Source organism: Paenibacillus sp. H1-7, from assembly GCF_022354825.1.
Taxonomy (GTDB): domain Bacteria; phylum Bacillota; class Bacilli; order Paenibacillales; family NBRC-103111; genus Paenibacillus_S.
Genome location: NZ_CP031168.1, coordinates 6,085,805 through 6,105,827 on the forward strand (window position 1 = coordinate 6,085,805; position 20,023 = coordinate 6,105,827).

Annotated in this window: 13 protein-coding genes; 6 read left to right on the forward strand and 7 right to left on the reverse strand. The window is 53.5% G+C overall.

All coding sequences use genetic code 11. The features are described 5' to 3' along the window. Nucleotides 1-115: 115 nt before the first annotated feature. The gene (locus DVH26_RS26935) at nucleotides 116-1,003 is read left to right on the forward strand and encodes a sugar phosphate isomerase/epimerase family protein (RefSeq protein WP_239627437.1); all 888 of its coding nucleotides are present in this window, start codon (nucleotides 116-118) and stop codon (nucleotides 1,001-1,003) included. A 99-nt stretch (nucleotides 1,004-1,102) separates the two neighbouring features. On the opposite strand, the gene DVH26_RS26940 is transcribed toward DVH26_RS26935, so the two are convergent. Beyond that, on the reverse strand, nucleotides 1,103-2,026 hold the full coding sequence (locus tag DVH26_RS26940; RefSeq protein ID WP_239627440.1) for a pectinesterase family protein: 924 nt from the start codon (nucleotides 2,024-2,026) through the stop codon (nucleotides 1,103-1,105). Nucleotides 2,027-2,231: 205 nt separating this feature from the next. Then, entirely contained in the window at nucleotides 2,232-4,118 is a 1,887-nt protein-coding gene (locus tag DVH26_RS26945) for a heparinase II/III domain-containing protein (RefSeq protein WP_239627442.1), read from the reverse strand. A gap of 321 nt (nucleotides 4,119-4,439) precedes the next feature. Between DVH26_RS26945 and DVH26_RS26950 the strand changes: the two genes are divergently transcribed. The 4 genes from DVH26_RS26950 (at nucleotide 4,440) to DVH26_RS26965 (ending at nucleotide 10,449) form a co-directional block, all read left to right on the forward strand. Beyond that, nucleotides 4,440-5,399, forward strand: coding sequence for an ABC transporter permease (locus DVH26_RS26950; RefSeq protein ID WP_379454679.1), 960 nt, complete (start codon nucleotides 4,440-4,442; stop codon nucleotides 5,397-5,399). A 30-nt stretch (nucleotides 5,400-5,429) separates the two neighbouring features. Beyond that, a complete protein-coding gene (locus DVH26_RS26955) occupies nucleotides 5,430-6,302 on the forward strand; it encodes a carbohydrate ABC transporter permease (protein ID WP_239627445.1) in 873 nt (290 codons plus the stop codon). A gap of 111 nt (nucleotides 6,303-6,413) precedes the next feature. Continuing rightward, nucleotides 6,414-7,934, forward strand: a complete 1,521-nt coding sequence (locus DVH26_RS26960; RefSeq protein WP_239627447.1) for an extracellular solute-binding protein — start codon at nucleotides 6,414-6,416, stop codon at nucleotides 7,932-7,934. Between the two features lie 178 nt (nucleotides 7,935-8,112). After that, a complete protein-coding gene (locus DVH26_RS26965; RefSeq protein WP_239627450.1) occupies nucleotides 8,113-10,449 on the forward strand; it encodes a helix-turn-helix domain-containing protein in 2,337 nt (778 codons plus the stop codon). 76 nt (nucleotides 10,450-10,525) lie between these two features. On the opposite strand, the gene DVH26_RS26970 is transcribed toward DVH26_RS26965, so the two are convergent. Together DVH26_RS26970 and DVH26_RS26975 are read right to left on the reverse strand one after the other, a co-directional pair. Further along, nucleotides 10,526-11,677, reverse strand: a complete 1,152-nt coding sequence (locus tag DVH26_RS26970; protein ID WP_239627453.1) for a DUF2087 domain-containing protein — start codon at nucleotides 11,675-11,677, stop codon at nucleotides 10,526-10,528. Between the two features lie 256 nt (nucleotides 11,678-11,933). Beyond that, complete coding sequence (locus DVH26_RS26975; RefSeq protein WP_239627456.1) at nucleotides 11,934-13,958, reverse strand: heparinase II/III domain-containing protein; 2,025 nt, start codon at nucleotides 13,956-13,958, stop codon at nucleotides 11,934-11,936. A gap of 253 nt (nucleotides 13,959-14,211) precedes the next feature. On the opposite strand from DVH26_RS26975, the gene DVH26_RS26980 reads away from it, so the two are divergent. Beyond that, entirely contained in the window at nucleotides 14,212-14,829 is a 618-nt protein-coding gene (locus DVH26_RS26980; RefSeq protein ID WP_239627459.1) for an MmyB family transcriptional regulator, read from the forward strand. Nucleotides 14,830-14,835: 6 nt separating this feature from the next. Here DVH26_RS26980 and DVH26_RS26985 read toward each other — a convergent pair whose 3' ends face one another. The 3 genes from DVH26_RS26985 to DVH26_RS26995 all read right to left on the reverse strand — a co-directional run bounded on the left by DVH26_RS26985 (nucleotide 14,836) and on the right by DVH26_RS26995 (nucleotide 19,800). Then, the gene (locus DVH26_RS26985) at nucleotides 14,836-15,888 is read right to left on the reverse strand and encodes a Gfo/Idh/MocA family protein (protein WP_239627462.1); all 1,053 of its coding nucleotides are present in this window, start codon (nucleotides 15,886-15,888) and stop codon (nucleotides 14,836-14,838) included. 379 nt (nucleotides 15,889-16,267) lie between these two features. After that, entirely contained in the window at nucleotides 16,268-18,052 is a 1,785-nt protein-coding gene (locus DVH26_RS26990) for an ABC transporter ATP-binding protein (RefSeq protein WP_239627464.1), read from the reverse strand. Beyond that, the gene (locus DVH26_RS26995) at nucleotides 18,049-19,800 is read right to left on the reverse strand and encodes an ABC transporter ATP-binding protein (RefSeq protein ID WP_239627467.1); all 1,752 of its coding nucleotides are present in this window, start codon (nucleotides 19,798-19,800) and stop codon (nucleotides 18,049-18,051) included. Before DVH26_RS26995 ends, DVH26_RS26990 begins: the two co-directional genes overlap by 4 nt. Between the last annotated feature and the right edge of the window lie 223 nt (nucleotides 19,801-20,023).

The window sequence follows — 20,023 nt, forward strand, 5'->3', positions numbered from 1 at the left end:
CAGATTTCTTTTATATAATGGAGGGGCACCTGGGGACAACTCACATTCGATTCTGTTACATGCTCTTTATGCTATCCATCACATTTCACCACAATAAGGAGGGATATCGAACAACATGGCAGCGATACATAAGATTAATGACGGCTCCGGCGGCAAGCCCCGGCTGGATATTCAACAAGCCTGGTGGGGCATGGTAGGACTCGGCAATGGAGAACGGGAATGGACCGTCGAGGAGAAATTTGAAAAGATTGCCGAAGCCGGCTTCACCGGCATATTCGGAGCGATCCCCGCACCGGAAGATCAGGAACGATGGCACCGGCTCCTGGAGCAATACAAATTCAGCTTCGGAACGCATTCGTTTCCATATAAAAGGGAAGATATCAAGCCTGTGCTTCAGGCGGCCAAGCAATTCGGAGCGCAGTATGTCAATTCGCAGGTTATGGATTCGTTCGTTATCGGCGACGATGCGGTCACGCTGCTCCACGGCTTAGTAGAGGAAGCGGAAGCGGCGGGCATGCCGTTCATGGTCGAAACCCATCGTGCCCGGGTGACACAGGATTTGCACCGCACCGTCGATTATGTGAAAGCGCTGCCCAAGCTGCGCTTGACTATCGACTTCTCCCATTATGTCGTTGCGGGTGAAATGGGACACAGCAGCCTGATCGAAAAGGCCGAGCCTTTCTTCGACGAGCTTTTGCGCCGGACCTCTGGGCTCCACGGACGTGTATCCAACGGTGAGCAGGTGCAGGTGGACATCGGGCCGGATGGCCAGCATGGCATGGTGGAGCATTATTTGCGCTGGTGGACGAAAGGAATGGCTTACTGGCTTCTAGACGCTCAGCCCGGTGACGTGCTGCCGTTCGTGAGCGAGCTCGGCCCTCCAGGCTATGCGATTACTTTGGAGAGCTACCGAGGCGGCAAAGCCGAGATTTCGGACCGCTGGCAGCAGGCTATAGTATTCAAGCGGCTGGCCGAGGAAGCTTGGCGGGGCGCTGTTCGTTAATTAATAATAAATCCACGCCAGGACCGTGAAGCTGCGGACCGGGCGTGGATTTTCTTTAGGTAGCGTAACAGCTTGCAAAGGACGGGAACTCTGGATCGCTCACCGTAACCGTTCTTCGAACTGTACGGCGGACGGGTCCCAGCCATCCTCCCCTGCCAATACATTAGCAACGGTGTAAGCTGCCGCCTCATCCGGAGCTAGCTGGCAAGACCAAGATACTCTCGCTTCCGGGTTCGCCCCGGGTCCCCGGCTGCCGTATTCACCATAACGAGATGTCGCTTCCCGGGCAGGGTCGCTCCAGTTATGCCAGCCTTCCGGCTTGACGGATGCGTCCATCTCGGTACGGATCCATACGACATGGGCAAAAGGACGCCATGGCCTGCCGAGATACACATCGGTCATACCGGGATCCGCCATCAGCGTACAATCGAGGAATACGTATCCGAAAGGCTTATCCTCAGGCGTCGATGCGGCGGTCACATATCCGCCCTTTCGCTTGCTGTGAATGCGGCACCGGTTAAATACGGCTGTCGCCGGCCCGAATATATAATCGACATCGCCTTCAATGCGGCAGTCTTCATAATACTGCCGGCTTTCTCCCGTATACAGCGTGTCCTGAAATCCAAGGAACGTGACGCTGCGGAATACGGCCCGATCGCTCGTTACGAATGCGGCTACCGCTTGGCCTGTGCCCTGACCGGATGCATTGCGTATGGTCAACTGCTCTGCTGTGAAGTCGTCTCCATGAAAAAAAGCGCTGGCACTGCGAAACGTTCCCAGCGGCTCACCGTCGGGACCAAGGGTCTTGGTATTGTCCGAATACGTCAGCACGACCCCGTCCCGGCTTTCCCCCAGGAAATGCAAGTTCCGTTTTTCCTTTGGAACGAGCAGTTTTTCTTCGTAAGTGCCGTTCTTGATGAATATCGTCACTTTCTCTCTGCTTCCATCCGGCGCGGCATCAACCGCCTCCTGTACCGTACGGAAATCCCCGCTTCCTGCAGCATCAACAATACATTTAAGCATCCTCTTCCCCTTCTCTCCTTCTTAATCCTCTAGCCTATCTGACTTCTCGTGCCTTCAAGATACTACAAAAAAATGGAATAATCTTTATTCTTTCATGCTGAAATGGATCAATAATTCATTATATTTGTCGGCATGGAAATAAGAGCAGCAAAAAGAAAGCATTCGTCCGCGTCTCCACGAATCGAATGCTTTTTATCATTGCTTTTTACAGCTGCTTAGAAGCCGTGACGGTCACAACAACCCTCTCCTCCGCTGCCGGCTCAACCGCCTGCAAACGGATTCGATGCAGCGTATCGCCCCATACCGGCTTCATCCGTGCATCGTTGACGGGAACAGCCTCTGCGGACGCTTTCCACCGCGAAGCGTCATAACGCAGCCGGAGCCGCTCCCCCTGCTCGTTGACGAGTTCAATCGTGCCGTCGTCAAGCAGTACGGGCGATTGCAGGCACAAATAGTTTTGCACGATATCCGCGGATGCTTCGCGAAGCCGGTACATATCCGTTATCTCCACCGCAGCTTCCGTTCCTCTTCCGCGCAGCAGCGCGCAGGTCCGCTTCCAGCTGACAATACCGGCTTCCTCCGGATAAGCCTTTGAAAGCTCCATTTCCACCTGCGCCCGCTCCTCGTTAGCCGCATACGTGACGTTTGTCGCCCGGTAGTCTTCCCCCGCTTCCTGCTGCATCCCGTTTACGGTAGGCAGACTATGGAAAGCGGACTGCATCGTCCATATTTCATAACGCTGGGGACTGAACGTTTTGGCGGTGTAGCTCTCGACACCTGCGTCGATGAGGAACGGCCTTCCATTATAATAAACGATAAAATGACCGACATCGTTATGGTTGTGGCTTTCGTTGTTATGCCCGCCTTTGGCGGCCAAGTACAGCCCTGCTGCGCTTCCCTCATGCTCCCTTGCGGCAAAAATATGCGTATCCTTCAGCCATACGTCACGCTCGTAAGGAGGTGAGACCGGCTCGCCCGTCAGCAGCGCCGCATGATTCAGCTCGCCTAATATACGCATCAGAGAAGCGATCCGGTCTCGCTTAAAGCCGTTGCTCCGGAATGCATACGCCCCAAGCCGGCTCATCTTGGCATCGCCGATCCGCTCCCCGTATCGATAGACAAGATCTCCGGATATAGAGAGCTTCGCGTCCCCATCGGCAAAGTTGACGAAGTCATTGCCGTCGATATGCGCCCGATATATGTATTTGCCGATCTCCTGAACGAGCGGTTCTCCATAAAAATCGATCTTCCCGTTCGAAGCCAAATACAGCAGCTCCAGACAATCAAACAAGGAAGCGCCGGCACGTCCCCAATAGCTGGGGCCTTCATCGCAGCCTCCATCCGGGTGATATACCTCCAGAAAATAATCAAGACTTAACGCCGCTTTGGCAACCGCCCGGCTTCGGATGAACGAGTCGTCCTCAGTCAGAAGAAACACAGTCAAACAATTGGAATGAATCCACGGATTCCAGTTGTTGACTTTGCGGCCTGCGAAGCCCATCCACCAGAAATCCTCCCGGTCTAGATAAGGCTCCATAATGCGTCTCCGCAATTCATGGCGGATTCGTTTCCCTATCATCGGACATTCCGCATCCAATCGATTCTGAAGCAAGTATGACGTCCATGCCAGCAGCGCTCCGGTCTCTGCAGCGAACAAATCGATAACCTGCTCGGTCACATCCGGCAGCGCATAGCCTTTACTTTGCGGGGATAACGACATATGGGCCGGGACTACCCAGAACGATTCCTCGCACAGGCACCAAATACCGTTAGCGATTTGCTCCATGAACCGGCCATTCCCTTCGATGCATTCGCCGATGACCAGATCGGTCAACGCTCTTCGGCGCTCGAAATATACCGTCTCATACCGCGTTCGGTTCCCGTTGCGCACGAAATCCATATAGCGGGAAGCCGGGAGTGCCGGCCAAGTAAACTCAAGCCGTTCCTCCGCCCATCCGATCCATATCGTACGGACATCCTCCTGAAGCGACTCCCACATCGACCTGTTTTCCGCATCGGGATAAGGTCGAAATGCATGGACAGGAACAATACGTTCTGCTGCAGCCTCCTGCGAAATAGCTTGACCAAACATAGTTACATCATCCTCTCAAGGTTAGAGTAGGTAGCGGACAGCTAAGTTCATTGTATAACCAGCGAATGGCAATTCCTACGATCAAATGAAAAGATCATCGTAATCACTTCCTGTTCAACCCTTTTTTTCATAATCAGAAGAAATGATTATCGGCGCAAAAAAGCGCTGTTTATGCGGCTCCGACGGCTTTCCGGGTGTCAGATGAAATGATTGTTTCTTTTTCGTGCACCGTCCCCTACAATGATCGCAAAGAGGCGGATCTTCCAAAGCGCCGCTGCCTTATCCATTAGAGCATCGAATGAACAAGGAGTGTGATGGGTTATGAAAGCGGATACCGTTAAGGCAAGCGCATCGGTTCCCGAAACCGCTGGAAAGCTGAATCGTGGCTTCAAGCGCAATTTGATGGACTGGGACTTGTATTTGCTCCTGGCTCCGGGCGTGCTCTATTTTCTTATTTTTAAATACTTGCCCATGTGGGGAGTCGTTATCGCCTTTCAGGATTACAGTCCTTTCAAAGGCATCCTTCATAGTAACTGGGTCGGCTTCGATCACTTTATCCGATTGTTCCAGTACGACAAGTTTTGGCAAATCTTTCGCAATACCATCTTAATCAGCTTGTACAATCTTGTTTTCTTTTTCCCGGCACCGATCGTTATCGCCCTGCTCCTTAATGAAATCAGAATTTCCTGGTTCAAGCGTTCCGTTCAAACCGTCATTTATTTGCCGCATTTCATTTCCTGGGTTGTCGTTGCAGGCATAACTTACTTGCTGTTGGGAACTCAGGGAGGGATGGTTAACGAGCTGATAGTCGCGTCGGGAGGCCAGCCTCTTCCCTTTCTTACTACGCCGGATTGGTTCCGTACGCTGCTCGTATCGCAAAGCATCTGGAAGGAAGCAGGCTGGGGAACGATTATATTCCTCGCCGCTCTATCGGGAGTGGACACGCAGCTGTACGAGGCTTCCATTGTCGACGGTGCAGGCCGCTGGCGCCAGCTGTGGCACATTACGCTTCCGGCGATTCGCAGCACGATCTTCATCCTGTTGATCCTGCGTCTCGGCAACATTCTCGATGTCGGGTTCGAGCACATTTTCCTTATGTTGAATTCGACGGTCAATAGCGTAGGGGATGTATTCGAAACGTATGTTTACCGGGAAGGCTTAATCGGAGGCAAATTCAGCTATACTACGGCTGTCGGTCTGTTCAAGTCGCTGATCGGACTGATTCTTGTCGTCGGAGCCAATTGGCTGACCAAAAAATTCGGCGAGGAAGGCGTTTTTTAACAAAACAGCCGAAATGAAAGGAGCAGAACTATGCACATCAAACCAACCTTCGGCAGCCGTCTGTTCGATGTCGCCAATGTGGTCATTCTAACGTTATGCGCACTTCTGACGCTGTTTCCTTTTCTCTATATATTGGCTACATCGCTTGCTCCTCTGCAGCAGGTGCTCCGGGGCGGGGTCATTCTTTGGCCGGAGAAATTTACATGGGATGCGTACCAGACGATTTTTAGCAACACGCATTTCGTCCGTTCGCTGTACACGACCTTTTTCATTACGGTAGTCGGCACGGTCACCAATCTGGTGCTGACGACCTTCATGGCGTACCCGCTGGCCAAAAAAAGGCTCAAGGGCCGCCGGATCATTATGTTTCTCGTCGTCTTCTCGATTCTTTTCAACGGGGGTCTCATCCCCTCCTACATGATCGTCAAATCGCTCGGCCTCATTAACACCGTCTGGTCGCTCATTATTCCCGGCGCTATCAGCGCCTTCAACCTGATCATCATGAAAAACTTTTTTCAGGCGATTCCCGAAGAGCTCGAGGAGGCGGCGCGGATCGACGGCTGCAAAAATTTGGGCGTGCTGTTCCGTATCGTGCTTCCTCTATCGATGCCGGCTCTCGCGACCTTCACGCTGTTTTACGCTGTCGGGCACTGGAACCAGTTTTTTGCGGCCGTCATGTACGTGACCAAGCCGAATTTATGGCCGATCCAGGTCGTCCTGCGGCAAATGATAATCGAGGGCTCGACACAGGATTTCGAAGTGGCCATGGGTGAATTGAAGATCGTTCCGACCACGATCAAAATGGCCGCCATCATAGTTGCCACGGTTCCTATTTTGTTCGTATATCCGTTCCTGCAAAAGCATTTCGCCAAAGGGGTACTGCTCGGATCCGTAAAAGGCTAACCGCCGGTCCGTCTGACCGCCTTGCATTTCATGAATTGTTGCCATATCGAGGCATGCCGGGCGGCCAACCCGCCCTATCCATATGCACAAGAAATAAGGAGGTCTTTATCGATGACTAAACGATGGTCCAAATGGATTTCCGTATCTGCCGTAACCGCCCTTACCGCAACGTCATTGCTTGGTTGTTCCATGGTCCCTGGTGCGGAGGATAAGCCGTCCTCAGACAGCGGTAGCGGCAACAGCTCCAAACGAATGAAGATCAGCATGATGTTCCCGCTGTATAACGAGCCGCCTCAGAAGAATGAAGTATGGAAGCTTATCGAGGACAAATTCAACATCGAATTCGAGCCGATGGCTGTACCAAACAACAGCTATGAGGACAAGCTCAAGGTGACGCTCGCTTCAGGCGACATGCCCGATATCATCCTGTGGACCAAATATCCGGACCCCGAGCTTAACAAATACGTTGAGCAAGGCGCCTTCGCGCAGCTGGACGACCTTATTAAAGCATCGCCCAACATCATGAAAACCCCGCAAGCCGTGTTCGATAACGTCAAAATCAACAGCAAGCTGTACGGTGTACCCCGGACCCGGGCTCTGAACCGTTCCGCCGTCATGATCCGCAAGGACTGGCTCGATAATTTGGGACTGCCCGTTCCGAAAACGATGGACGATGTCTACAAAACCGCGGTCAAGTTTACGAACGACGACCCGGATAAGAACGGCAAGGCCGACACCTTCGGCATCGCGTTCGGCGAGAACGTATCCCATATGGACCCGCTCTATATGGCCTTCGACTCCGGCGCTGGCTGGCGCGTGATGGAAGACGGGACACTGATGAATGACGCCATTACTCCGGGTAAAAAGCAGGCGCTCGAATGGCTGCGCAAGCTGTACGCGGACGGCGGCCTGGATAAAGATTTCGCGGTGCTCAAGAACACGCAGGTTTGGGAAAAGCTCGAAGGCGGCAAAGCCGGCATTCTGCTGGGCGGACAAACGAGCGACTATGCGCGCTATGTCGAGAACCTGTCCAAGGTGGATCCAAAGGCCAACCTCATCATGATCGCACCGCCTGCCGGCCCTTCCGGCAAGTCCGGGTACAGTGAAACCTCCGGCTTCTTCGGCCAATGGGTCGTTCCTGCCAAGACGGACAAGGAGAAGCTTAAGCGCATCATGGAGCTGCTGGATTGGCAGGCCGGCGACGAAGCGTATAACCTGAAACGATACGGAGTGGAAGGCATTCACTCTACCAAGAACGCCGATGGAACGTACAAAATTAACGTCGAGAAATATAAGGCCGATGGTGTAGACGCCGTAATTGCCCATAATCCGTTCGATCCTTACAGCTACGTTGTCTCCTCCGCCCCGGCGGCCGTACAGAAAGCCCAGAAGGAAAATCTCGACCTCGTTAAGGATATGGGGATCAAAAACCCTGCACTCGCCTTCGTAGCGCCGTCCGCTCCGGATAAACAGAGCGATCTGAACAAGCTGCGAGACGAGGAATACGTGAAGCTCGTAATGGGTAAAGCGCCGATGGACGATTTTGACCGTTTCGCGAAGGAATGGCTGGATAAAGGCGGCAGTCAAATTACGAAGGAAACCAACGACTGGTACAAATCGCAAAAAAAATAACGTCATGAACGCCCCTCCTGAGAAATTTTTCCCGCGAGGGGCCTTTTTCTATAGCCTTGACTCTTCTGCCGTGAAATCAGCTACGAAGGAATTTGCCTCCGACGGAAGGGAAATTCGGTATTGACACGAACATATATAATATCGAGGATAAAACGCTTTCAAAAAGGTGGTGGCAATTGTGCTCACCCTCTGGGTCCAGCGAATACGCACCTTCGGTCCCGTGAAGCTGAAAGTTATTATAGCCGCCTGTCTCCTGGCCGTTGTTCCTATAGCCATCCTGGGCACGGTCACTTATTTGCTGGCCAGCCACAGCTTATATAAGGAAATCGGCAAGGCGAACCGGGAAACGATCAAGCAGGTGCAGGAGCGAATCGACGAGAAACTTATTAATTTGGATAAGGTTGTGCTGCAGCATGCGTTCAATCCGGTTTTCAAAGAGTTCCTGTCGCTTCCGAACCCGTATGAAGACCCGCAGCGGTTCCGCTCCGTAATGGCGATATTGACTTCGATGGAGGGCTTGATTAACGATTCGGACGGCGTTTACCTGTATATGACGCAGCAAAATCTGATCGTCAATCCGAGCCAGGGCATGGCGGAATCAAGCCTGCTCCATCCCAGCGTCCTCGAAGCGATAAAGAATCATGACGAAGCTTTCTTCTGGTTTGACCGCAAGAGGTCCCAGCCGAGCGTTCCCCGGGGCGGCACCCATGTCGTGACCTTGGTGCGCAAGCTCCCTGTGTCCGTAGATAAGCCCCTCGGCTATCTGATCATTGAGCTGAACGATCGGGCGTTTTTCGATGTATTTTCCCATATGGAATTCGGGCAAAGCGGCGAAATGCTAATCGCTACCCCGTCAGGAAATATTTTATCCGACTGGAATAAGCAGCTGCTGAAGCCGGACTTCAACGATCCCGTCATCCATCGGATGGTATCGTCGGACAGCCCGGAGGAAATGTTCACCCAGCCTATCGACCATCAGGACATCCTGTTCAATTATGTAAAATCCGACTATAACGGGTGGAGATACATCTCCGCCGTCCCTTTGAAGGAGCTTGCTTCCAGCATTCAATGGATCAAAGGCGCAACGCTGGCGGTCAGTCTGCTGCTGGTTCTCGTCAGCCTAATAGCTGCGATTATTTTGTCCGGCTCGTTCATCCGCAGGCTCCAAGCGATTATCGACGTCGTTCGCAAACGGCTGCCGACGTCATTGCCGTCCCAGACGAATATGAATGAGTTCGGCCTGCTCCATCACTACATGGATTCCCTCCACTCGGCCAATCGCCATTTGGAGCAGCAGGTTATGGAGTCGCTGCCTATGCTGCGCGCGAGCTTCCTGCAGCGCCTTATCACGGAGACGATGAAGCCGGATGAAATCGAAGAGAAGCTGCACTACTACGAAATTGAGATGCCTGCTCCCTACTGCACCGTATTGTGCATGGAGCTCGACCAGATCCGCGGCCAAACGGAACAGGATGCTCATTTATTCACTTATGCCGCTATGAATATAGCCCGCGAGCTGCTTAACCGGTGCGCCCATGGCGTCGTGTTCCAAACGCCGACGGACCACATCGCCATCGTGCTGAATCATGGCACGGACGAAGTGTCCCAGCATGATCTGCAAGCAGCGGCGTTCAGTCTGGCCGAGGAGCTGCGCAGTGTCACTCACCGCTTCCTGAACATTACAGTCACGGTCGGGATCGGCCATTGTTACCCCGGTACGGGGCATATCAAGCAATCCGGCAAAGAAGCGATGGAGGCGCTGCAGCATCAAATGATCCACGGCAGCGGGAACGTATTCTACATCGGTGCGGTGCAGCCGCAAACCAGCTCGTACGAATATCCGATTGAGCAGGAGCAGCATATATTGACCGGCATCAAGCTGGGGCAGCTTGAGCAAGTGTGCTACCAGGTGGATGAGTTCGCTAACCGGTTGACCGATTCCAACGGCAACGGCAACTACGACCATGTGCAGCAGGCGTTCGTCCAGCTGGTAGCCGCCTCGTTGAAAACGCTGTTCGAGCTGGATCCCGAAGAGGGCCCTAAGCTGTTCCGCTATCACGTATACCATCGGATCGGACGCATGAAAACGAGCGGAGCCATTGTCAAATGGTTAAAAGAGGAGCTGTATCCGACGCTGCTGCAGCACATTACCGAACGGCGAAGCCTTCGCCAAAAAAATACGATGGAGAAGGTTCTCGACTACATCCATGAGCATTACGACCAGGATTTGTCCCAGCCGGCTTTGGCTGACCTGGTATCGATGCCGACCTCGCAATTCAGCCATTTGTTCAAGGTGGAAACCGGTATGACGCTCACGGATTATATCATTGCCTACCGGATGGAAAAGGCCAAAGAATGGCTTCGCGAAACGGAGTGGAAAGTCTCCGATATCGCGGAGCGGCTCAGCTACAACAATCCGCAAAACTTCATCCGCTCCTTCAAGCGGCTGTGCGGCATGACTCCAGGCGAATACAGAACGAAGCACATGCTGAAGCATCAGAGCATCGCGGAATAATTGCCACCACTTTTATCGGCAAAAAAACGGCAAAGAGCCTCCGGTCTGACACCGTGCGGGCTTCCTTGCCGTTTTCTCATTCGTGGTATCCCTTATCCCCGAAGGGCTGCAGCTTCCCGATCCATTTGGCTTCCATCGCCTTCAGCTCATCCGCCGTATCCTTGCGGCTGCCTTTCGGTTCCTTCAGCTCCTCGAGCACCTCAAATTCAAAGGCTTCGCTGCCATATTCGTCCCAATCGTTTTGCAGCGGCTTGCTTCGGCCATTTTTCATGCTCAGCTCGAACCGGGTCCGATTCCACATTGCTTCCATGTTGGCGCTGCTGCCGATCCAGCTTTTGCCGTTGAGCTTGTTGCGAATCCGGTACACGCCCATGGGCCGCTTTATTTCGTTGTAGGCGCGCACAAGCTCCTTGCGGCGTTCTTCGGTCATCGCCGTTGCTCCCTCTTGAACCCAGTAGGCGCTGCCGTCATCCTCACGGTCCAACAGTCCGAACTCGATCATATACCGGCGCAGGGTTACATAATCGTGATAAGCCTCCCGGAGAATCGCATTGACCTCCTTCTCGGTATATCGGACCCCCGGCTCGAAACGCCCGATCAAATGGCGCAGTACGGCCAGCTTGCGCTTTGCTTTGGTCGGGAACGTGCTTAGCGGCCCGTCTAGCCCCTCCTTAAAGTACGTCAGCACCAGGTTCTGGTACTCTTCCTCCGTCGTATCGTAGCTTTTGCTGCCTGCTGCCGCCGTCTTTTGAACCGGTGCCGAAGTCTTTCTGGACGTTGGCTTGTCCTGCCCTTTCGCTTCGTAGTTTTTTTGCTCCAAAAGCTCCATAATGGCCAGGAACAGTCTTGCCTGCTTTTCCTTCTCGCGCAGGGCGAAGCGGTGATTGCGAATGGTCGAAGCGCTTCCGCCATCGAGCTTCTTTACAATTTCGTTATCGCTGTAGCCGTCGTAGAACAGTCGGAGCAAGCTTTTTTGCAGATCGGACAACCCTGTCAGCTTTTTGTTCAAGCCTAGAAAAAAGTCGAACATGGAGCCGTGCTCACGGGCAACATGCCGCTCCGCAAACTTCCCCGCCTCATAAAACGTGCCTTCATCGGAATAAATGATCCCTTTCTCGAAGGTTTGGCCGCATACAAGGCAGATGTATTCCCCAGTAGGCTCCTGATAATAATAGCCTTGCTTCAAGTCCTTGAGCGGTACCTTCCAAAATAATTCGGTATGATCCATCAACCAAACACCTTCCCGATCCATTTATAAATATATAGATATTTTATGGTTCCGTTTGGTTCATGTCAACAGTCCTAAGGCTTTCATGAGAAAAACGTCTATCGACGTCCTTTCACAGAGGAGCGGCCGCGTTAAGAGGTTGTTTTTATCGCCAAATAGAATTTTTACATCCGATGACCTCGGAATCTTATAAATTCTATTGTGGTGAGAAAGCCAGCCTTTTCATTAAAAAGGCTGGCTGCATAATGAGACTCGCTTATTCGAAGCTTGCCGATAGCACTACCGGCTCCTTGCCTCCAATATGGACAACGACTTGTCCGGTTTGGGCGTCGTATTCCGCCTTCACCGGGATCGCCGATTCATCGCCTTTCGTCGCACGGAACAAAGAGACAAAGACGGTTTCCTTAACTCCGGTTCTTCTTCGGATCAATGTGCTTCGCTTGCCGACGGACGGCATCGCCATGGTTTCCGCCATGAATACCTGTTCTCCCTCTTGCACATCGAGCGCTATCAACTGCAGCCGGTCTCCGGCCGCATCCTGCTTATTCCATTGCCAATCAGCACGCCACTGCCCCCCTTCGGGAGAAGCCGTCTGCAGCTTCTGTAAGTAAGAGTACCCGTCTTCGCTCCCAAGGCTTCCTTCCGCAGCTTCCCTCCAAGAGAGCCGCGCCGCCTCATCCGCATCGCTGCCATCCGGAAGGAATGGTTTCCCTTGGGTATGAATGATCCAATCCACCGTCTGCTCTTCGTCGCAGCGAATTTGAAAAGCATCGAGCAGCACATCGCCGGTCAGGACGATTTTCCGCCGCAGCCTTGCTCCAGGGTATGCCTCTCCTGCATCCATGACGGCTTCCAGCGTTCCGTCCGGCCGCCTTTGCATGAGCTCGATCGAGCCTTCGGCTTCAGCCTGCGACCTGCCTCCGACAGCTACCGTATTGTGCGCGACCGTTTGTTTGAAGTATTCGAAGTGTATCGGGTTTCCGTAAGGAAGCATCCCTGCATCCTCGAGCCACGGATGTCCTCCGGCGTAGAACAGCAGGTTGAGCTTATCCTGATGCCCATGCCATCCGCCGTGCTCCCCGTAATCGACCATAGCAACCTGCCCTTGATCAGGCGCCCCGGCGTCCCGCTTCAGAAACAGCATGCCCGCCTTTTTCAAATGGACAAACCGGCTATCCGGTTCGTCCATTGCCAATGGCTGCAGATCAGCGCTCCCCTCTTGCTCTTCTTCAAAGCCGAACAGAAAGCTGTACAGTGAATCTCTTGCAGCGCCTTCCAGCACCTCGCTGCCGATCCCGATGTATTTGGCGGCAAATTCGTACAGATGGAAGTACTTTTGGATCGGCACCACGCCGGAATCGTGAATCGCGGACAGTGTTCCGTCCGGCTGCATGCACTCCAGCGGCGCACGGTACATCGATTGAAACCGCGGTTCCTCGTACAGGCGAAGGTTAAAGCTTTGCGCTGCCAGCACGATTAAGGTTTGGGCCTCCAATGTGTAGAAATGGTAGCCCCACGCTCCCTCGTACCAGAACCCGTCCTCGCCAAGACTATTTTCCATTTGGAAGTAAAAACCGTTCTCCGGATCATGAAGCACCTGATCCATCAGATCTCTGTCGCCCACAGCGGCGGCTGTTAAAGCTTTGGCTGCATTATGATACGTTTGCCAGTTCGAAATGCCTGCCGGGTTGTTATTGATAACCTCAATCGCCGGATATAGAAGCTTGTCCGCTATATGCCGGCATTCTTCGGGCGACAATACTCCTTGCTCCTTCAAAATATGGTAGGCCTGCGCAAGCAAGCATAGCCAGCTCGCCTCCGACAGCGTCTGGCACATCACTTTGCCCGATGTTTTACTGGCGCCGCCATACCGGTCGTGCAGCTCGAATCCTTCATAATGATCCGCGTAGGACATCAGCACCTGCTTCGACCATTCGGCCCATTGCCCGTTGCCCTCGATAGCGGATACGACGCTTGCGTTGCGGCACGTTCTCGCATAGTTCCAATGCTCGTTGGCTACGGCTACATCATCCCATGGCTTGCCGCTCCAAACCTCGTTACAGGTCGGACAGCGGTGATGATGCCGGTCGATTAGAATCAGACGGTCGCCGTCGTTGGGACAGTTGTAATCGTGACTCCATCCGCCCTCCAAGAGCGGAATGGCCACTCTCTGAGACACCAGTCTCTCCTGATCGCTGCGAAAACGGTCGTATGCTGCGCGCGCCTGCGGATAACGCTTACATTTATCGCTTATTGCTTCTAACCATGATTGGGTCCACATGTCCATTACCCCTTCCAGTATTTGTTCGTCAAAATGGAACAACGTCGAGCGAAGTTCGACAAAGCTTTCAATTCTCTGTTCATCCTACCAGAATCCGAGCTGGGAAAGTTACGGTACATTTCGAAAAAATGTCGTTACTTTACGCTTCCGTCACAAGACGTACAAGATTTTAAATTGGTGCTCGACAAAATATTGTGTTTTGCTCACGTATATTTTATAATCACATGTACGATTTAATATTGGAGTGACCAAAGTGACTGTTATAGACGCCTGTCGTATCGAAGACGAAAGTTTACATACTATGCCCGCCTTTTCGCCATTATCGCTCGCCTTCGCCCCGGAATCCGACGTTATCAATCCTACGCTGCAGCGCATTTTGGACTATCTCTGTCCTTGCCCTGCCTTTATTGCCGACCGCAGATGCAACATTGTCGGATGGAATAAGGCGGCCAGCGCCATTATGGGCAGCATCGGACCTATCCGCGAAGAGGAACGCAATATCGTCTGGCTTTCTTTTATGAAGCAGGAGATGCGCGACCTGGTGGTGAACTGGGAAGATTTCGCACACGATTTTCTTACTATATTCCGCAACTATTACGGCCAATACGCAGGCGACCCTTGGTACGACGAATTCACCGACCATTGCGCCAAAATCAATCCGCAGTTTACACAGCTGTGGCAGCAGGGAGATCACAGAACGGAGCCTAAAACCGTAAGGGAGTTGAACCACCCTCTCGCCGGCAACATGAGATTCGAGATTACCTCGTTTCAAGTATATGCCAACGCCGATCTTCGCTGCTGCGTCTATACCCCGCTGCCGGATTCCGAAACGGAATTGAAGATGCGGCAGCTGCTCGGATCCGTGTCCTGAAGCTTTCTATAAGAGTCCGTTATCGGCGGCAAACTGCCGGACCCGGACAGGCATTCCCAGCTTGCTGCTTTCGATAGCCGCAAACAGTAGCGTCATGGAGTTCAAATTCGCTTCCGCGTTCGTTTCCATTGCCGGTCCGCCATGGACCCATTGAAGGAACGATTCCAGCAAGTAATCATTGCCCCATTTGGCATTTTCTTTGAGCGGGACCGGCATACCTGTCGGACCGCTCTTTATGTTGTCCTCCTCGGGAAACACTTCAACGGCTCCCCGATTCAATACGACCGTAGCATGCTCGAATTCCGCGCGGATATATTCCTGCTCCCAGCTGTTTTGGGCCGATGCATTGCACCAGGCGGTTTCGTAAGAGGCGCGGACCGCGTTCTCGAACTTCAAAGCAAGCATTGCCTGTGCACTGCCCGTGAAGTTGCCCCATTTCGGAGTCCACGAATCCATATACACGGTTTCACAGCGTGCACCCGCCAAGTGCTCCAGCAAGTCCAGCTGATGGATAGCGCCTTCGATCAGCATTGTATTGTCCATTTTAGCCTGTCTGTCCTTAAGGCCGTCTCTGCGGTTCCAGTTAAAATTGAAAACGAGGTAGTCCAGCGCACCGTAATTACCGGATCGAACCAGCTCGCGAAACGTCCAGATCGGCTGTCTGAACCGGTGCGTCATCGTAACGCCAACCTTCCTCCCGAGCTCGCGCGCTTTTTGTACGATCTTGCAGCTGGCCTCCAGCGTATCGGCAAGCGGCTTCTCGCACAACACGTCACAGCCGTTCTCCATTGCAAAAACTGCGATATGCTCTCGGGTATGAGGCGGAGATGCTATAATGCACACTTGCGGGGCAGTCGCTGCAAAGGCCTGCTCCAATTCTGTAAAGCACCGGTCAGAGCTCAACCCCAAACATTGCTCCGCCAGCTTCAGACTGTCCGGATTCACATCAACGGCTGCCGCCACTTCCAGCTGCCCTTCCTGAACGGCTTTGGGGAGCGTCTGCGTAACCCACGTTTTGCCCCAACCGCCCGTTCCTATGATAATAGCTTTCAAAGTCATCTCATCATCCCTCTTCTGATTTCTAGTCTCTATTCGCCATCCCGCCCCTAAGGAACCCGGTTCCTTCTAAGCACAGTTTCATTATAGCAACCGGGATGCCGATTCCTATGTATTCAGGTTGCTATTGTATGGCATGATGTCTTCTCGTAACATAACCCCACAAAGTGGAGATTGGGTCTCGAGGCCAATCAGATACTTTGCGGGGAGCCATGATAATAAATTCTATATACGTAAAAAAACGCTCCCGGCAGCCTGATAGCAGGCCGGCGGGAACGGTTGTATGATGACTTGACTCGCACTGAGACAGCGGGCGCCAGTTGGTGTTATAGCCATGTGCTCGCGTATTCACATCGTGAAAAGCATGGGGACTCTCAGGACTCTAGCCCGCGTTCTCGCTGCTGTCCTCCCGAAGCCACAGATGGCGGAGCTCCTCACTCGTCTCCAGCAGCTCCTCCAGCGTTCCTTCGGCTTCAATCCGGCCGTCCTTCAGCACGATGATATGATCCGCATGGGCCAACGCCGTCTTGCGGTGCGAAATGACGAGGCAGGTAGCCTCCCCCTGCCGCTGCTCATAGATACGCTCCCACAGCTTGCGCTCGGTTTCGACGTCGAGGGCGCTCGACAGGTCGTCGAAGACGAGCAGCTCCGCATCGCGAACGAACATGCGGGCGGCCGCCGTACGCTGCGCCTGGCCGCCGGACAGCTTCACTCCGCGCGGGCCGATCACCGTATCCATTCCATGCTGCAAATGGCTTATATCGGGCTCCAGCACGGCGGAGTGAACGGCTTTTTGCAGCTCCCCGCCTTCGCTTTTCATCCCGAGCAGGATATTGTTGCGAAGCGTGTCGCTGTACAGCCGCGGAACCTGCGGCGTATAGGCGCTGTGGGGCGGAACGAAGAAGTCCCCGGGATGGTCGACCCGCTGCCCGTTCCAGCGGATATCTCCGCTATCCATCGGAAGCAGCCCGAGCAGCGTCCGCACCAGCGTCGTCTTGCCGGAGCCGATGCGCCCCGTGATGACGGTGAACGATCCCCGCGGGATGCGGAACGTAACATCCTCGATTCCTCTACCGGTTTCGGGATAGCGGTAGGTCAGCCCGCGCACATCCATCGCTTGCAGCCGATCCTGTTCCTTAATCGCAGCATCTAAGCTTCCCGGGTCGATCGGGTTCGAGCGCAAATACAACGGATGATGCTCGGTCGCTACAGCGAGGTCGGCTCCTTGAAGCAGATGCTCCAGCCGGTCCTTGGCTACGGTGCTTTGCTTGAAATAGGTCAAAAACTTGCCGAAGTTTTGAATGAACTGCGTGACGAACGTCAAGTAATAAACGAACAAAGCGAAGTCGCCGACGGTAAAGCTGCCGTTTCGCATCGACTGCGCTCCCAGCAGCAGAATAAAGCCGGTTCCCAGGTTGACCGTATTGGAGAATACGGAGTCGAGCATCTGGTTCAGCAGCTTATCCTTCAGCATCGCCTGCCTGCGGTTGTCGTTCAGCTGGCGGAACCGGCTGATAACCCGCTCCTCAGCGCCTGCCACCTGAATGGATTGCACTGTGCTGAACATTTCGCTGATGGCGCCGGTAACCTGGCTTGTCGCCTCCCGGCTTGCCGCCCTGTATTTTTGCAGCAGCGTCGTAGACAGCTGGGCTATGGTCACTACGACGACCAGCGGCAGAAATACCCATAGCGTCATCCTCGGATCGATGCCGTACAAGATGTAGAAGGATACTACAGCAAAGCAGGTCATCCCGAAGGCGTCCACCGACCAGCTGATCGTCTCCTCGAGCTGATCGACATCATCGCGGAAGCTGCTGATCGCCTCCCCCGGAGAGCATGGAATCGCCTTCGCTCCCGGCTCCTTCAATACGTGCTTCAGCATATTTCTGCGCAGCAAAGCGCCGATTCGAAAACGGAAGCTGATGTCCGTAATAAAGCCCAGAACAATGAGAACCGATTTGCCGAGTGCAGCCGCAATCAGCAGGACGATCAGCGTCCAAATGCTGAACCCGTACACGGCGCCGCCCGACAACGTATCGAAAAATTCCTTCGTAATCCAGCCCGGTATGATAGGGGCCAAATAAATAAGCGACCAGGCTATTGCATTAAGGATATATAAGAGCGGCCGGTACTTCGTAATCCGCCACAAAAACGTAAAGGTGCTCACGCCAGCATCTCCTCCATTCCGACTTGAAGCATCCGGCTGTAACGGGACCGGTGATCGGCGGCGAGCACCGTACGGTCACCGAATTCGATCATTTCTCCCTGCTCCAGGATTAGAATTTGATCCGCACGCTGAATCGTCGCCAGCCGGTGGGCGATGATAATGCAGGTCCGGTTCACCAGAAGCCGGTTGATCGCCTGTTCGATCTTCTGCTCGGTGGCAGGATCCAGACGCGACGACGCTTCATCCAGAATGATAAGCCCCGGATCCGACAAGAATACGCGGGCGAACGAAATGAGCTGCGCTTCCCCGGCCGAGAGGCCGCCGCCCCCGGACTCCAGCTGGCTGTCGAGTCCCGCAGGCATTGAACGGAACCACTCCTTCAAGCCGAGCTCCTCCAGCACCTCGACGATTTTGCTATCGGGGATATCGTCGCGGAAGAACGTCAGATTATCGCGCACCGTCCCTTGGAATATTTCGATATTTTGCGTCACCATCCCGACTTTGCCGCGCAGAACGCTTAGCTTGGCGTCGCGCAGATCGACCTGCTCCAGCAAAATTCCTCCGGCGCTCACATCGTAAAACCGCAGCAGCAGACGCGCCATCGTCGTTTTGCCGCTTCCCGTCCGGCCCAGTACCCCGAGCACCTTGCCCTTTTCCAGCCGGAAATCGATGTCGTTCAAGGTTAACGTATCATCCTCGTATCCAAACATGACATGGTTAAACGTAACGGACAACGGCCCTTCCGGCAGCGGCACTCCTTTACCGTCGCGAATTTTGGGCTCTGTAGCGAGCAGCTCGCGGATTCGGATAATGCTCGCGTCCGCTTTTTGCAAATCTTCCATTTGCGTGCGGATTTTCTCGATAGGTTTAGCCATCAGTTCCGTGTAATAGAAGATCATATAGACGGTACCGAGCGTAATCGCCCCCTGCTTCCAGTAATAAGCGCTGAGGCCGAAAGCTACCGCATTGCCGATGGCAAATACGACCAGCGTCGTAATCCACATGCTGGCCCAGCCCATAAAGGCTTTCATACGCAGCGGCAGCCATTCCCGGATCAAGGTGAAGAAGCGGAACATGACATAATCAGTCGCACCGTTTGCGCGCGTATCCTCCGTCCCTTCCAGATGCTCGCCTAGAAAGCCGTAAAAGCGCGCACTCATCTGCCGCAAATTCCCCCAGTGAGGGACGGCGAATTTTCTAATATACTGGATGGCGTATATAGCGGCCACGACGAACAAGGTCATGCCGAGCCCGATAACCCACCCTTCCCGGTACAGCAGAACGAGCATGCCGGCAACCAGCACCAGATTGCTGAGCAGCGTCACGACGAAGTTGGAGAAGAAATTCGCCAGGTTGTTAATGTCGCCGTCGACGCGCTCGATAATGGCACCCGACGTGTGAGACTTATGGAACGACATATCCAGCTTCATGCAATGCTCCGCAACATCCCCGCGCAGCTTATTCGTGGCGATCCAGCCCACATTTTCCCCGATATAGGTCGCGATAATAGTAATGACCTGCTGCAGCAAAGATACTCCGATGAACAAAGCTGCCGCGTAGATGAGCGGTGCCGAGCTGTCTTCCGACTTGGCCGTATCGATGAAATAACGGATAATTTGCGGATTGATGAGCTGCATGACGATGCCGGCGCACAACAGCAGCGACAGCCATACAATCGCTTTGCGCTGCGGCCTTAAGTAGCTTTGCAGCAATCCGGCGTATTCCTTCACCGGTATTTTCTGTTTCATGATGGACTGCCCTCCTTACGGTGAATACCGCTCTTCCAAAAAGCGTACGTATGTTTGTTACTTTAGTGGATACCGATGGCGGCGTCAACGTATTTTTTGGATGAAATTAACTTCCCCCATAAGCAAGCCTCGGACTCAAACCGGCTCTAAGCTGCTGACGAAATCGACAAATTGGGATCGCTTACAAAATGGATGCGTTTCCTTTCCTATCCATGCTATAATT